Consider the following 14,877-nt stretch of genomic DNA (forward strand, 5'->3'; position numbering starts at 1 on the left):
TTTGTGGGACTAATTGAACGACAGTTCTCAATATAAACAACAGACCCTTCATATATGAAAATACTTGCTAGAGTTATAGAGTAAAGTTTGATTCAGGTCAGCTATGAGCCACATTGAGAAAGAGTCCGCCTCAAACGCCTTAAAAAGGCATTTTGCCAGTCGAGTCAGCAATCAAATTCGAGTGCTGCTTAACCTATGGCGCGTCAGCTGTGATCACGGCTTAACAGCCGAACACCTGCCAAAATTAATTGATGAATGTGAAAAACTCATGCGTCACAGTCTGCGTTTTAATATTCACCATCAGCATGACAAAGCATTACAGATTTTAGATTTATTAAACGAAGCCCATAAAGCGGGAAAAATAGACCCGTCAGAACAGGAAACATTACAAGCTGAAATAGACCAATTAAGCCAAAGTACAATGCGTCATAGCGACATCAAAAGCAGTAAAAACATCAAAAATATCCCAGAAGCTAGACCCATATTATTGGCTGTATCACCTGAATATGCTGAAAAGCTCACTCAACAGTTCAATCATTTTGGCATGGTAAATATCGCAGCCAATGACAATGAACACTTTTATCGCCTGCAAGAGCAGTACAACCCAAGCGCATTCATCATTGATATTCACTTTGTACGAAACCACAACGGCTTAGAGCTTATGAGCCACTTTGCAAAATTAAAGCAGTCCAATATCCCGATGATATTCATCACTCAAGAAGAAACCGCCAGTATTGAGCAGCGACTCGAAGCCCATCGAGCAGGCGGTCTGCGCTTCTTTGTTCGCCCGCCCGTTAGCCAACTAATTAGGGCTGTGGAAAAACACTACTCATCCAAACCAGAAGAACCTCATAAAGTTTTGATTGTGGATGACTCTAAAAGCCAAGCCTTTTTCTGTGAAAAAGCCTTGTCCAAGGCCGGCATGGAAACCCATGTTATTACTGACCCGTTATTAATTTTAAAGGCCCTTGAGGACTTCCGGCCTGAAATCATTGTTATGGACATGTACATGCCAGGTTGCAGCGGCACCGAAGTGGCAGGCGTGATTCGGCAACAAGCACAGTATATCGGCGTGCCCATCTTATTTTTGTCTGGTGAAGATAATATCGACGTTCAGCTCAATGCCATGAGCCGTGGCGGAGATGACTTTTTAACAAAGCCCATTAACCCCAATCATTTGGCAATCTCAGTTGAAAATCGGGCTCGTCGGGCAAGAGTGCTCAATAACCTCATCGCAAAAGACAGCCTAACCGGCCTTTTAAATCACACCTTTATCCTAGATAAGCTCAAGCAATCGTGTCGGCAAGCTAAAGAGAAAAAACAACAGCTGAGCTTTGCGATGGTGGATATCGATTTCTTCAAAAAGATTAACGACAATTATGGCCACCCTGTTGGCGATAAAGTGATTCTTGCGCTGTCACTTTTTTTAAAGCAACGCCTACGTAGCTCTGACAGCATTGGCCGTTACGGCGGTGAAGAATTTGCTGTTATTCTGCCAGACACAAATGAAGAGCAAGCCATGGCCGTCATGAATGATATTCGCCAAGTCTTCAGTCAATTGGACCACAATGCCGACGATCAAGAGTTCCAAGTGAGTTTTTCATGCGGCATTTGCAGCTTTAACGGACATAACGCCGATGCCATTATTGAACACGCTGACCAAGCACTTTATGAAGCAAAAAAACAAGGCCGCAACAACGTACAGATTTACCTTGAGTAAATCACACCGCACTTTTCTTTCAAAAGCTGTGAACCCTTTACGGCTTTTGCCCATAGGCGCTAGACAGCACCCACACCATTAGGCAAACTAAAGTGAATTTCTTTCTACTTCTTTATGAGTTCACATTATGGCGTCGATTCTGGTTCTGCATGGCCCTAACTTAAATTTACTTGGCACACGCGAGCCAGAAATTTATGGCTCAGATACATTAGACGACGTAAACGAAAGCCTAGTTCAACTAGCAAAAGAAAACGGTCATCACCTTTTAAGCTTACAAAGTAATGCTGAATACGAGCTTATTGAACGCATTCACGAAGCACGCACCGAAGGCATTGATTTTATCATTATCAATCCAGCCGCCTTCACCCATACCAGTGTGGCCATTCGTGATGCCATCATGGGCGTGAATATTCCCTTCATCGAAGTGCATATTTCAAACGTGCATGCCCGTGAAGCGTTTCGCCATCACAGTTTTTTTAGTGATGTCGCCGTTGGGGTGATTTGCGGCTTAGGCATTCAGGGTTATCAATTGGCGCTACAAAGCGCCATGAACTTACTCAACAACAAAAAGAAATAGGCTGACCATGGATATCAAAGAACTCGAGCAAATCATTGCACTCATGGAAGCCTCCTCTTTGTCTGAGCTAGATATCACAGAGAAAGACAGCCGCATTGTGCTAAAGCGTGAGCTTACCCAAGCCGTAGCTGCACCGCTTCAAGTGGCCCAGCATTTGGTCAACCCTGAACCCGCGACTAAAGCTGAAAGCAAACCCAAGCATTCTGGGCATATTGTAAAATCACCCATGGTAGGCACGCTTTATCGCAGCCCAAGCCCAAGCTCTCCTGCGTTTGTTGACGTGGGCCAAGCCGTGAAAAAAGGCGATGTCATTTGCATCATTGAAGCCATGAAAATGATGAATCAAATTGAAGCCGATAAAACAGGTGTAATTGAGGCCATTTTAAGTGAAGACGGCCAACCCGTTGAATTCGATCAAGCCTTGTTCACCATCGTTTAACTTCGGGCTTGCGCAAGGACTATCATGGCCAGCTTATTGAAAAAAATTGTTATCGCAAACCGAGGTGAAATTGCCCTTCGTATTTTGCGAGCCTGTAAAGAAATGGGTATTAAAACCGTGGCGGTGCATTCCAGCGTTGACCGCGATCTCATGCATGTTCGCTTAGCCGATGAAAGCGTCTGCATTGGCCCAAATAATTCAAAAGACAGCTACCTAAACGCCGCAGCGATTATTAGCGCCGCTGAAGTCACTGACGCCACCGCCATTCATCCCGGTTATGGGTTTTTAGCCGAAAGCGCAGACTTTGCCGAACAAGTAGAAAATTCAGGGTTTAAGTTTATCGGCCCCAGCGCAGCCGTTATACGCATTATGGGCGACAAAGTCGCCGCCCGTGACGCCATGAAAAAAGCGGGCATTCCCACTGTCCCGGGCACGGGTGCCATTAACGCTAAAACCGATATTAAAAAACTCGCCGATGATATTGGTTACCCTGTCATTATTAAAGCCGCCGCAGGTGGTGGTGGTCGCGGTATGAAAGTGGTTCACAGTGAAGCGGCCCTTTCGAACGGTATTTACCTAACACAAAGCGAAGCCAAGGCGGCGTTTGGCAGCGACAAAGTTTACTTAGAAAAATTTCTAGAAACACCTCGTCACATTGAAGTTCAGGTGTTGGCCGATGGTAACGGTCACGCCATTCATTTGGGCGATCGTGATTGTTCGATTCAGCGTCGTAATCAAAAGATCATAGAAGAAGCCCCAGCACCTGATATTCCTGAAAAAATTCGCAACAAAGTGGCTAAACGTTGCGTACAGGCGTGTATTGATATCGGCTATGAAGGCGCGGGCACATTTGAATTTTTATATCAGGACGGTGAATTCTTCTTCATTGAAATGAATACCCGTGTGCAAGTGGAGCACCCTGTGAGTGAAATGGTCACAGGCGTCGATATCATAAAAGAACAGCTATTAATTGCCTCGGGCATGGGTTTGTCGTTCAAACAAAGCGACATTGAAATAAAAGGCCACGCCATCGAATGTCGCATCAACGCTGAAGACCCAAAAACATTTACGCCAAGCCCAGGTAAAGTCAACTTGTTCCATGCCCCTGGTGGCCTTGGGATTAGAGTAGATTCTCACCTTTATAATGGCTATAGTGTGCCGCCCTATTACGACTCACTGGTGGCGAAAGTCATTAGTTACGGGCCCGATAGAGAAAGTGCGCGCTTACGCATGCGCAATGCACTGGATGAAATCGTCATCAATGGAATCAGAAGCAACATTCCATTACAGCAAGAACTCATCCGCAGCTCCCAGTTTCAGCAAGGCAGTGTCGACATTCACTTCTTGACCAATAAACTGGCCAACACAACGAAATAAAAGATAGAACCCATGCCCTGGATACAAGCCATCGTAGACATTACTGCCGACCAAAGTGCAGAGATCGAAGACCTGTTAATGGCCATCGGCGCACAAGCCGTGACCATGCGCGATGGCGCTAATCAGCCCATTTACGAGCCACCACTCGGTACCACACCGCTGTGGGATAACGTCAATTTATGGGCTTTATTTGAGGCTGAACAACCTGTCGATGCGCAAATGCTGCAACTGGCTGACATCTATCAAACCGAATACAACAAGCCATTTCCTAACTACAAACTGGAACTGGTAGAAGACAAAGACTGGATTCGCGAATGGATGGATACCTTCAAACCCATGCCGTTTGGTAAGCGTTTGTGGATCTGCCCGAGCTGGCTAAAGCCTACTGACCCAGACGCGGTCAATTTAAAACTGGATCCGGGCTTGGCGTTTGGCACGGGGACGCACCCAACCACTTCTTTATGCCTTAAATGGTTAGATGGCCAAGATGTGAGCGGTAAAACCGTAGTGGACTTTGGCTGTGGCTCTGGCATCTTGGGTGTTGCAGCGATGATATTAGGCGCCAAACATTTAGTGGGCATCGACATCGACCCACAGGCTATCTTAGCCAGTAATGAAAACACCGAGCGCAATAACGTCAGCATGGACACGGTTGAATTTTATCTGCCTGAAGACGCGCCAAGTTATCAAGCCGACATGGTACTGGCCAATATTTTAGCCGGACCCTTGGTGGAACTTAAAAACGCCATTTTGTCTTACTTATTACCCGGCGGGCTATTGGTGCTTTCTGGTATTTTAGCAAGCCAAGCTCAAGAAGTAGCTGATGCCTATGCAGAGAATTGCACCATTAACTTAATAAAAGAAGACGATGGCTGGGTACGTATTGATGCCACTAAGTTTGCATAATGCAATGTACTTAAGCCGCAACGAATAGATTGGAAATTTAGCTTACGACCATGAACCAAACACAAATCACAAAGTGCCCTAAGTGCGACACGACATTTCGTGTTAGCCCTACCCAGCTGAAAGTTGCTAAAGGCGCTGTACGCTGTGGTGCGTGTTTGCATGTGTTTCGTGCAACCGATCATTTTCAAATCAGCAAAACCCCCGAGCCAACTATTCAAGATGATCGCACTAAAGACATGTTTGGTAGCGACGCGAAACCATTGCAGTCTGCCACCAACGTCAAAAAAGCACCGCCTGCAAAACCGTCACTGGATGAGCGATTTGATACCCTCAAACCCATTCAAAATAATGATGACGACGACAGTGATGACTTTTTAATTGATGACGACAACGGCTTAATCGATGATGACAACGGCATTGATGATGACGCATTAATTGACGACGATTACGGCCGTAAAACACCGATCATTAATGACCTGAACGAAGATTTTTTATCGTTAAACACCCAAGACCACGCAGACCCGTTTTTTACCGAAAGCGATAAACTGGAAGAGAAAGTTGAATCCACAAATACCAGCAGTGACGAATCATGGGCTGAATCACTGCTCAATGATTCAGACGATGCCGATGTGAAAGAAGCGCAGAAAAAAGTCATCAAGCCCAAACCGATGCCTTCGGCGCCGACGTTCTCTTATATCGAATCTGACCCACTGGACTTAAGCTTGCCAAACAAAGCCAGCCGCCGACAGTTTTGGTTATTGGCCACCGCCAGCATCCTTTTAGTCGCGGGTTTATCTGCGCAAATGGCTTACTTCAATTTTGATCAGTGGGCGCGCATGAATCAATACCGCCCTTATTATGCAATGGTCTGTGAGCATCTTAGCTGTCGCTTACCATCGAGTTATGATGTAACTAAGATTCGCACAACGGCCAGCCCGCAAGTGAGTTCACACCCGAAATTTAAAGACGCGCTGTCTGTCGATGTCCTGTTCATGAATCACGCTTCTTACGAGCAAGCATTCCCCAAATTAGAACTGACATTTACAGACAAAAACGAAAAAGTTATGGCCCACCGTTTATTCTTGCCTCGTGAATACTTGGCAGGTGAAGCATCCGGCTTGTCCATGATGCCCATTGATACACCAGTCCACATTGCGCTTGAGATCAAAGACCCCGGTCCTAAAGCAAATAGCTACCAAGTACGCTTCATTGCGCCTTAAAGCCTAAACCTTAAAACAATCATCAAATATACGCATATAAAAAATGGCCCTAAAAAGGGCCATTTTTATTGAGTGTCATACGCACTGCATTCTACGCAGCTTGTTTCTGGCCACTTGGGCGACCCAAAATAATCGACCCAATCATCACCAAGCCTAAGCACCAGCAATACACCACTGCACTTACCAATGCTAAAGGCGATAACCCAGACAAACTGGCCGCTAATAACATTTGCGCACCGTAGGGTAAAATACCCTGAATCACACACGAGCTAATATCCATAATACTGGCGCTGCGCTTTGGGTCCACGCCATAACGGCCGGAAATATCTTTTGCTAAACTGCCTGCAATTAAAATCGCCACCGTATTATTAGCCGTACAGGTATTCACAAGCGCCACACCCGTCGCAATGCTCAACTCCCCCATACGGCGATGCGCTTTAGGGTCAGCTTGTTCACGGGTTAAGCGGTCTAATTGCGCAGCCAACCAATCAAGGCCACCGCCCACTTTCATCATGGCACCCAACCCGCCAATAAATAACGAAAGAATAAGGATTTCCTGCATATTGCTGTAACCCTTATAAATGTCGCTAGACCATACCGCTAACGTGTAATCAGGTACTTGCCATAAGCCAATCAAACCGGCCACAACGATGCCGGTTAATAACACCACCAATACATTCATACCCGATACCGCTAACACCAATACCAATAAATACGGCAACATCTTAATAGCCGAGGTACTTGGGTCTACGTTCACTTGCGCCGCGTCGCCCTGAATGTACAACCAAATGATGGTCAGCAACGCCGCTGGAATCGCGATCTTAAAGTTCAAACGAAACTTATCGCGCATGTTACAACCCTGAGTACGGGTTGCTGCAATCGTGGTGTCTGAAATAATCGACAAGTTATCGCCAAACATAGCGCCGCCGATTACCGTGCCAACGGTTAACACCATGGATAAATCAGAGGCTTCTGCGATGCCCACTGCTATTGGTGCCACCGCAGCAATCGAGCCCATCGACGTGCCCATAGCCGTTGCCATAAACGCTGTCATGATGAACAAGCCAGGCAATACAAATGATGATGGGATGATATCCAAACTCAAATTCACCACCGCATCCACACCACCAATGGCCTTTGCCACACTGGCAAAACCACCCGCTAATAGGAAAATCAACAACATGGTAACGATGGTCGGATTAGCGCAACCTTGAATAAAGCTTTCAACACGCTGGTTAACACTGCCTTTTGCTAATAACAGCGCAAGAATAATGGCGGGCAATATGGCAACAGGCGCGGATATTTTATAAAACGCAAATTCAACACCAGCCGCTTGATAATACAAACCACTGCCGATAAACAGCGCCATAAACAGAAACATGGGCAACAGTGCCCAAGGGGATTTAATCGTCATGCTAATTACTCGTGATAATAGACGTAAGACAAACCATTAGTGTGATTTTGTCATTGGCCAGACTTAGTGCCCCCTTAATAACGCTTAGCTTGCCCTTTTGAGGCACTAAACTTGAGACACTCATCGCTTCATCTGCAAACTGCAGAAAAATAAAGGCGCGAATTGTACCCCTTGCATACACTGGATGCGAGGCCGAAGCCAGCGAAAGATTGCCACTAAGCTGGTAAAATATCCTCAAAAAACGTTGCTTTCCCCTTGACAATTTTGTCTCAATTTCTGTGGAAAATTTAATCAACAATTTGCTTAAAACATGCCCTGTCAAGCCTTTAACCCCTGTGAGTTTACGAGTATGATAGCCGCCCTTAAACGAGCAAAAAACAACCAACTATCACACATGTTTCAAATTGGCCCTTACCAAATTGAGTCGCCCGTGGTTCTTGCCCCTATGGCAGGCGTCACAGATCGACCCTTTCGACAGCTCTGTCGTGAACTGGGTGCAGGCTTGGTTGTGAGTGAAATGATCACAAGTGACGTGAATTTATGGAACAGCCGTAAATCCAAAACTCGCTTAGATCACACGGGAGAAATTGAGCCCATATCGGTACAAATTGCCGGTGGTGATCCTGACATGATGGCCAATGCGGCCAAAATGGCTGTATTACATGGTGCTCAAATCGTTGACATCAATATGGGATGCCCTGCTAAAAAAGTGTGCAACAAAGCCGCTGGCAGTGCATTGATGAAAGACGAGCCTCTCGTGAAGGACATACTACAAGCCGTAGTTGAGGCCGTAGATGTCCCAGTAACATTGAAAATGCGAACCGGTTGGGCACCAGAACATAAAAATGCTCCCGATCTTGCATTGTTAGCCGAGCAAACAGGTATTCGTGCACTGGCCATTCATGGTCGAACACGCAGCTGCGGCTATAAAGGACAAGTGGAATACGACACCATCAAGCGCATTAAGCAAATGGTATCGATTCCCGTTTTAGCCAATGGAGACATTACGACTCCTGAACAAGCTAAAGCCGTGCTCGATTTTACTGGAGCCGATGGCGTTATGTTGGGCCGCGCGGCTCAAGGGCGTCCTTGGATATTCAGAGAAATTGATCACTTTTTAAAAACTGGCCAGCATTTAGCGGCACCGAAGATACTAGAAGTCAAAACCATCCTGCTGAACCATATGCAGGGGTTATATGAATTTTACGGCACATACCTCGGTGTGCGAATCGCACGTAAGCACGTGGGTTGGTACCTCCAGGCACAAGATGATAATCGCGATGTTCGTCGTCGCTTTAATCAACTCGAAAGCCAGGAAGAACAAATAGAATTAATAAACATATTTTTCGATCAACTTTTGGGGAAGGAAATAGCGGCATGAGTACCCATGAAGCACCTGTGGTAAATAACCCTATGGAAACCAGCAACAACACTCAACTACCAGCTGAAAACACGCAAACCTTGCGTGACAGTGTTGAAAAAGCCTTAGAAAGCTACTTCGCACAATTAGATGGTCAGCCAGTGAGCGATGTTTACGAAATGGTATTGTCAGAAGTAGAAGCACCATTACTAGAAGTCGTGATGCGCTATACCAAAGACAATCAGACCAAGGCAGCGGTTTTGCTTGGTTTGAATCGCGGAACACTGCGTAAAAAATTAAAACAGTTCGGTATGCTATAACCGACATTGTTTAAAAACTGACGCTGCCTTGTGCAGCGTTTATTTTTTGTGAATCTTAAAAACTGACCAACTGATCAATTATGACCATTACTCCTGTTCGTCGCGCCCTTATTAGTGTTTCTGATAAAACGGGCATCGTAGAGTTCGCTCAAGCACTGGCTGATAAAAATGTTGAAATTTTATCAACCGGCGGCACGTATAAATTACTTTGTGAAAAAGGCATTAACGCGGTAGAAGTCTCTGACTACACCGGTTTTGCTGAAATGATGGACGGGCGTGTAAAAACATTGCACCCGAAAATTCACGGCGGTGTATTAGGTCGTCGCGGTCAAGACGATGCTATTATGGCTGAACATGACATTAAACCAATTGATCTAGTGGTTGTTAACTTATACCCGTTCGAAGCCACCACAGCTAACCCAGATTGCACACTGGAAGACGCCATCGAAAATATCGATATTGGCGGCCCGACGATGGTTCGCTCTGCGGCCAAAAATAACGCTTACGTGGGTATTGTTGTCAATACATCCGATTACCAAGCGGTATTAAACGAATTAAACAGTCAAAACGGTTTAAGCCCTAAACTGCGTTTTGATCTTGCTTTAAAAGCATTTGAACACACTGCCGCTTATGACGGCATGATTGCTAACTACCTTGGTCGTATTGATCAAAGCGCTGAGGTATTAAGCACACAAGATAAAGGCCTGTTCCCTCGCACCTTTAACTCTCAGTTTATTAAAGCGCAAGACATGCGCTACGGTGAGAACCCGCATCAAAATGCCGCGTTCTACACTGAAGCCAACCCACAAGAAGCCTCTATTGCCACGGCTACTCAAGTACAAGGTAAAGAACTTTCTTTCAACAACGTAGCTGACACAGACGCTGCGCTTGAATGTGTGAAGTCTTTTGTTAAACCGGCTTGTGTCATCGTTAAACACGCCAATCCATGTGGTGTCGCGGTGAGCGAAAACGGCATTCAAGAAGCCTACGACCTTGCGTTTGCAACCGATACAGAATCCGCTTTCGGCGGCATCATCGCATTCAACCGCGAGCTAGATGGCGACACGGCCGCGTCTATAGCTGAACGTCAATTTGTTGAAGTAATCATTGCTCCATCTGTTAGCGCCGATGCGAAATTGGTACTTGCGGCCAAGAAAAACGTTCGCGTTCTCGAAACGGGCGAATGGCCTGCAGAACGTACTAACGCATTTGACTACAAGCGCGTTAACGGCGGCTTGTTAGTACAAGAACGTGACAACGGCATGATCAAAGCGGAAGACCTAACCGTTGTAACCAAGCGTCAGCCGACTGAAAAAGAAATGCACGATTTAATCTTCGCATGGAAAGTGGCTAAATTTGTTAAATCAAACGCCATTGTTTACGCCAACAATCGCCAAACCATCGGTGTGGGCGCAGGCCAAATGAGCCGCGTCAATTCAGCCCGTATTGCAGCGATTAAAGCAGAGCATGCTGGCCTTGAAGTAAAAGGCTCGGTTATGGCAAGTGATGCATTCTTCCCTTTCCGTGACGGTATTGATAACGCAGCTAAAGTAGGCATTGCGGCTGTGATTCAACCAGGTGGCTCGATCCGTGATGAAGAAGTCATTGCCGCCGCTGATGAAGCGGGCATGGCAATGGTGTTTACCGGTATGCGTCACTTCCGTCATTAATCGAAAGATGTGAGATGAGAAACGTAAGATGTGTTTGCGTTTCTCACTTCATTTTCAATTTCATTAAACCATTTAATTTAAGAGGAAAAGCGTGAAGCAATTGAAGTAAGCTCGCCTTACATTTCACGTTTCACGTCTCACATATTTATGAATGTATTAGTAATCGGCTCAGGCGGTCGTGAACACGCGTTAGCTTGGAAAGCCGCACAAAACCCAAATGTTGAAACCGTTTTTGTGGCCCCTGGCAATGCGGGTAGCGCCATTGAAAACAAAGTCAAAAATGTCGACATCGACGTATTAGATTTTGAAAAACTAGCTGCGTTTGCACAAGACAATAATTGTGAACTCACCATCGTTGGCCCAGAAGCCCCACTGGTTGAAGGTGTTGTTAACTTCTTTGCAGAAAAGGGCCTTAAAGCCTTTGGCCCATCAAAAGGTGCTGCGCAACTTGAAGGCTCTAAAGCGTTCACTAAAGATTTCTTAGCCCGTCACGATATTCCAACCGCGTTTTACCAGAACTTTACCGAAGTAGAGCCTGCACTGGCTTACATCGATAAAATTGGTGCACCGATTGTGGTTAAAGCAGACGGCCTTGCGGCAGGTAAAGGCGTGATCGTTGCTGAAACGGTTGAGCAAGCAAAAGACGCAGTTAAGGACATGCTTTCTGGCAACGCGTTTGGTGAAGCTGGTTGTCGTGTGGTGATTGAAGAGTTTTTAGCCGGCGAAGAAGCCAGCTTTATTGTGATGGTAGACGGTAAAAACATTTTACCAATGGCCACTAGCCAAGATCACAAACGTGTTGGCGATGGTGATACCGGCCCGAACACTGGCGGCATGGGTGCATACTCACCGGCTCCTGTTGTGACACAAGCCATTCACGATCGCATCATGAAAGAAGTGATTGTACCGACCGTTGAAGGCATGGCCAAAGAAGGCAATGACTACACGGGTTTCTTGTATGCAGGCCTTATGATCGACGAAGCGGGTACGCCAAAAGTCATCGAATATAACTGCCGCTTTGGTGACCCTGAAACACAACCTATCATGTTACGCATGCAGTCTGATTTAGTTGAGCTTTGCTTAGCCGCACTAGAAGACAACGGTCTGGCGGGTAAAACCGCACAATGGGATCCACGTGCTGCCATTGGTGTTGTATTAGCCGCAGGTGGTTACCCTGAAGCATACAACAAAGGGGATGTGATCTCCGGTTTGCCACAACGCGAAACCGCTGGTGAAAAAGTGTTCCATGCCGGTACTAAGCTGAATGATAAAGGCAAAGTGGCTACTAATGGGGGTCGCGTATTATGCGCGACTGCATTAGGAAACACGGTAACCCAAGCGCAGCAACGCGCTTATGCGCTAACAAAAACCATTAGCTGGAACGGTAGCTTCTACCGTAACGACATTGCATACCGCGCCATCGAACGCGAACAAGCAAAGTAATGCAAATAAACCTCAGGCCTGCCTGAGGTTTTCTTCCCCTTTTTAATTTCTGTGGCCTTTAGCTTTTCTAGCGCTTTTCCTTATAATGGGCGTTCATATCTCAATTGTTTGTAGCCATGACATTATTCATTGCACGTACGCTTCTTATTACACTGAGCTTATTAAGCCTGTTCAGTCATGGGCGCGAAAACAGTATTATCTTATCCGATGGCCCTATTGAGGTTGAGTTAAGTGATAATATGCAGTGGCTAAAAGCAGACTACGACACCCTTAGTTTGGCCCAATTGTTAATCAAGCAAGATTCCCGCTTTAATCCATTAACCGATAAAAGCGTCATCGAAGCCCAACAAACCTATTGGTTGCGCTTTCATTTAATTAACCCATTAAACGAAACCATTCCTCTTGCGTTAAGCTTAAGCAGTAGCAGCATAAACATTAATGGGGCTTACGAACAAAAAAATGATCAGTGGCACCGTATTAGCAGCGTGAAAAGCGAACAACAACTCAGTAGCAACACGGCTATTATTTTAAACATCGCTGAAAATTCAGATCAATGGCTGTATTTTAGAATCAAACCCAATCAAACCAGTCGACTCGAACCACGGCTACAAGACCTAAGTGAATACGCCACAGGCTTTACCGTGTTACAACAAATTTTGGGCGCCATTGCAACGTTAATGGTATTCATTAGTTTTTTACACATCATCGCTATTCGCTTCCACAATCACATTCGACACTACTTCTCGATTTACGTGGCGTTCATTGGTTTTTGCTACGCGTTATCTCACACACAATTGTATGAGTGGTCTCAGTGGTTTTTTGATTTCGCACGATTAAGTCCTTGGTTAATGGCATGCGGTGTTTTTGTCTCTGGGTTTACAACCGAGCAATATCGCAAATTATTAAAAAGTAATAGCAGCGCCGTCATACTCTTAACATTATTATTAACAACGTTAATTATTACTAACCTGCCCTATTTAGTTATTTTAATTTGTGCGCTTATGCCTTCGCTAATTGTATTAAGTAAAATGAAACAGATCAGCATGACGCTTTCTGCTGCTAATGGTGTTTTATTAGCCTCTACACTTTGGCAATGTATCTATATTTTAAACCCAGAAATGGTCTTTGCACCTGAAGCCATTTGGCATGTATATGCGCTCTCTTTGTGTGCATTATTTGTGAGCCTTAGTATGATCACACCATATTTTCAGCGCCAAATTAAACGCAAACAATCAAGGCAAGTGGGCATACAAAGTCAATTTTTAGACCATCTTAGTCATGAATTACGCACCCCTATGAACGGGGTCTTGGGCATGTCTGAATTATTAAATGAAACCCCACTCAGTGCTAATCAACGCGATTATGTCGATACCATTATTTTTTCCGGACAAGACATGTTACGAATGGTGAACCGCATCAGTGATTTCTCTAAAATTCAATCGGGGCGTATTCAGTTTGAAAAAAACACGATTCAACTTAGCGAGTTAATGCGAAATTGTTTGAGTAAATTCCAACACAATGCAAATCAAAAAGGATTAGAACTCGTTTTAAACATGGATGAAGATTTACCCATCAATATCGCATCCGATGAACGACGCCTAGAAAGCTTACTTGATAACTTATTAGAAAATGCCATGCGTCATACGGAACATGGCGAAATAGAATTACGCATTAGCTTACAAAATGATGCTTCAATGATGTGTTTTGCTGTGCGCGATACCGGCACCGGCGCGGACAAATCATTCATCAAACAACTATTAAATGCCCAGCCAGATATCACTAATAACATCGATTCAAATAAATATGGGCTAGGCCTTAGTCTTTGTAAAACGCTGGTTGAGCTTATGGGCGGCAATTTGTTTATTGAAACCCGTGCAGACAAAGGCAGTACGTTTAGCTTTACACTGCCAAATATTCCTATGCCAGAGCAACAAGCCGAAATGAAAGACTCTAGCCATATTCTGCAAGGCCTTTCTATTTTAATTGTTGATGACAACAGCACATTACGCAAAGTGATTCAGCGCTATGCCAACAGCTGGGGAATGCAATCAGACCAAACATATAACGGCAAAGAAGCACTCGCGTTATTACGCAGTCAAAGTAATTTGGGCACGCCTTATGATACCATACTCATTGATCAAGACATGCCAATTATGGATGGTTTTCAACTGGCGAAACGAATCCAAGAAGATACCGATATTGACCAAGATATTATTAAAATTATGCTCACAGGCATGTCGATTAGTAATACCCAAAAAGAGGTCATTCAATATGGCATTGACCAAGTCATTACCAAGCCTGTTTCGGCGCAAAGCTTAAAACAAGCACTAACCAAACACATACTTAAACAGTTCAGCTTAAACAAACACAGTCAATCCTGACTTGGCGCATGCATCGCCGCTCAGTTTTGCGTAAAATGGCGTTACTTACA

Annotated in this window: 12 protein-coding genes; 11 read left to right on the forward strand and 1 reads right to left on the reverse strand. The window is 45.1% G+C overall.

What is annotated here, in order from left to right; all coding sequences use genetic code 11:
* Positions 1 to 103: 103 nt before the first annotated feature.
* The 6 genes from ACU6U9_RS15040 (at position 104) to ACU6U9_RS15065 (ending at position 6,239) form a co-directional block, all read left to right on the forward strand.
* Complete coding sequence (locus ACU6U9_RS15040; protein ID WP_446735830.1) at positions 104 to 1,720, forward strand: GGDEF domain-containing response regulator; 1,617 nt, start codon at positions 104 to 106, stop codon at positions 1,718 to 1,720.
* Positions 1,721 to 1,847: 127 nt separating this feature from the next.
* A complete protein-coding gene (gene aroQ / locus ACU6U9_RS15045) occupies positions 1,848 to 2,297 on the forward strand; it encodes a type II 3-dehydroquinate dehydratase (RefSeq protein WP_446735831.1) in 450 nt (149 codons plus the stop codon).
* Positions 2,298 to 2,304: 7 nt separating this feature from the next.
* Positions 2,305 to 2,736, forward strand: coding sequence for an acetyl-CoA carboxylase biotin carboxyl carrier protein (accB, locus tag ACU6U9_RS15050; protein ID WP_446735832.1), 432 nt, complete (start codon positions 2,305 to 2,307; stop codon positions 2,734 to 2,736).
* Between the two features lie 24 nt (positions 2,737 to 2,760).
* Positions 2,761 to 4,113, forward strand: a complete 1,353-nt coding sequence (gene accC / locus ACU6U9_RS15055) for an acetyl-CoA carboxylase biotin carboxylase subunit (protein ID WP_446735833.1) — start codon at positions 2,761 to 2,763, stop codon at positions 4,111 to 4,113.
* A gap of 12 nt (positions 4,114 to 4,125) precedes the next feature.
* Positions 4,126 to 5,019 (forward strand): 50S ribosomal protein L11 methyltransferase, encoded by an 894-nt coding sequence (prmA, locus tag ACU6U9_RS15060; RefSeq protein ID WP_446735834.1) that lies wholly within the window; start codon positions 4,126 to 4,128, stop codon positions 5,017 to 5,019.
* 50 nt (positions 5,020 to 5,069) lie between these two features.
* Complete coding sequence (locus tag ACU6U9_RS15065) at positions 5,070 to 6,239, forward strand: zinc-ribbon and DUF3426 domain-containing protein (RefSeq protein WP_446735835.1); 1,170 nt, start codon at positions 5,070 to 5,072, stop codon at positions 6,237 to 6,239.
* A 91-nt stretch (positions 6,240 to 6,330) separates the two neighbouring features.
* On the opposite strand, the gene ACU6U9_RS15070 is transcribed toward ACU6U9_RS15065, so the two are convergent.
* Positions 6,331 to 7,653 (reverse strand): Na+/H+ antiporter NhaC family protein, encoded by a 1,323-nt coding sequence (locus ACU6U9_RS15070; RefSeq protein ID WP_446735836.1) that lies wholly within the window; start codon positions 7,651 to 7,653, stop codon positions 6,331 to 6,333.
* A gap of 394 nt (positions 7,654 to 8,047) precedes the next feature.
* Here ACU6U9_RS15070 and dusB point away from each other — a divergent pair, with 394 nt between their 5' ends.
* From dusB to ACU6U9_RS15095, 5 genes are all read left to right on the forward strand, one after another.
* Entirely contained in the window at positions 8,048 to 9,034 is a 987-nt protein-coding gene (gene dusB / locus ACU6U9_RS15075; RefSeq protein WP_446735085.1) for a tRNA dihydrouridine synthase DusB, read from the forward strand.
* A 32-nt stretch (positions 9,035 to 9,066) separates the two neighbouring features.
* Entirely contained in the window at positions 9,067 to 9,333 is a 267-nt protein-coding gene (gene fis, locus ACU6U9_RS15080; protein ID WP_283788025.1) for a DNA-binding transcriptional regulator Fis, read from the forward strand.
* 80 nt (positions 9,334 to 9,413) lie between these two features.
* Entirely contained in the window at positions 9,414 to 11,003 is a 1,590-nt protein-coding gene (purH, locus tag ACU6U9_RS15085; RefSeq protein WP_446735837.1) for a bifunctional phosphoribosylaminoimidazolecarboxamide formyltransferase/IMP cyclohydrolase, read from the forward strand.
* Between the two features lie 147 nt (positions 11,004 to 11,150).
* A complete protein-coding gene (purD, locus tag ACU6U9_RS15090) occupies positions 11,151 to 12,446 on the forward strand; it encodes a phosphoribosylamine--glycine ligase (RefSeq protein ID WP_446735838.1) in 1,296 nt (431 codons plus the stop codon).
* Between the two features lie 116 nt (positions 12,447 to 12,562).
* Complete coding sequence (locus ACU6U9_RS15095) at positions 12,563 to 14,827, forward strand: response regulator (protein ID WP_446735839.1); 2,265 nt, start codon at positions 12,563 to 12,565, stop codon at positions 14,825 to 14,827.
* Positions 14,828 to 14,877 lie beyond the last annotated feature (50 nt).

It is taken from the genome of Pseudomonas sp. HK3, from assembly GCF_052920985.1.

Coding starts and splice junctions, on each gene's coding strand:
- ACU6U9_RS15040 (WP_446735830.1), top strand. CDS start 104: ATGAGCCACATTGAGAAAGAGTCCGCCTCAAACGCCTTAAAAAGGCAT.
- aroQ (WP_446735831.1), top strand. CDS start 1,848: ATGGCGTCGATTCTGGTTCTGCATGGCCCTAACTTAAATTTACTTGGC.
- accB (WP_446735832.1), top strand. CDS start 2,305: ATGGATATCAAAGAACTCGAGCAAATCATTGCACTCATGGAAGCCTCC.
- accC (WP_446735833.1), top strand. CDS start 2,761: ATGGCCAGCTTATTGAAAAAAATTGTTATCGCAAACCGAGGTGAAATT.
- prmA (WP_446735834.1), top strand. CDS start 4,126: ATGCCCTGGATACAAGCCATCGTAGACATTACTGCCGACCAAAGTGCA.
- ACU6U9_RS15065 (WP_446735835.1), top strand. CDS start 5,070: ATGAACCAAACACAAATCACAAAGTGCCCTAAGTGCGACACGACATTT.
- ACU6U9_RS15070 (WP_446735836.1), bottom strand. CDS start 7,653: ATGACGATTAAATCCCCTTGGGCACTGTTGCCCATGTTTCTGTTTATG.
- dusB (WP_446735085.1), top strand. CDS start 8,048: ATGTTTCAAATTGGCCCTTACCAAATTGAGTCGCCCGTGGTTCTTGCC.
- fis (WP_283788025.1), top strand. CDS start 9,067: ATGGAAACCAGCAACAACACTCAACTACCAGCTGAAAACACGCAAACC.
- purH (WP_446735837.1), top strand. CDS start 9,414: ATGACCATTACTCCTGTTCGTCGCGCCCTTATTAGTGTTTCTGATAAA.
- purD (WP_446735838.1), top strand. CDS start 11,151: ATGAATGTATTAGTAATCGGCTCAGGCGGTCGTGAACACGCGTTAGCT.
- ACU6U9_RS15095 (WP_446735839.1), top strand. CDS start 12,563: ATGACATTATTCATTGCACGTACGCTTCTTATTACACTGAGCTTATTA.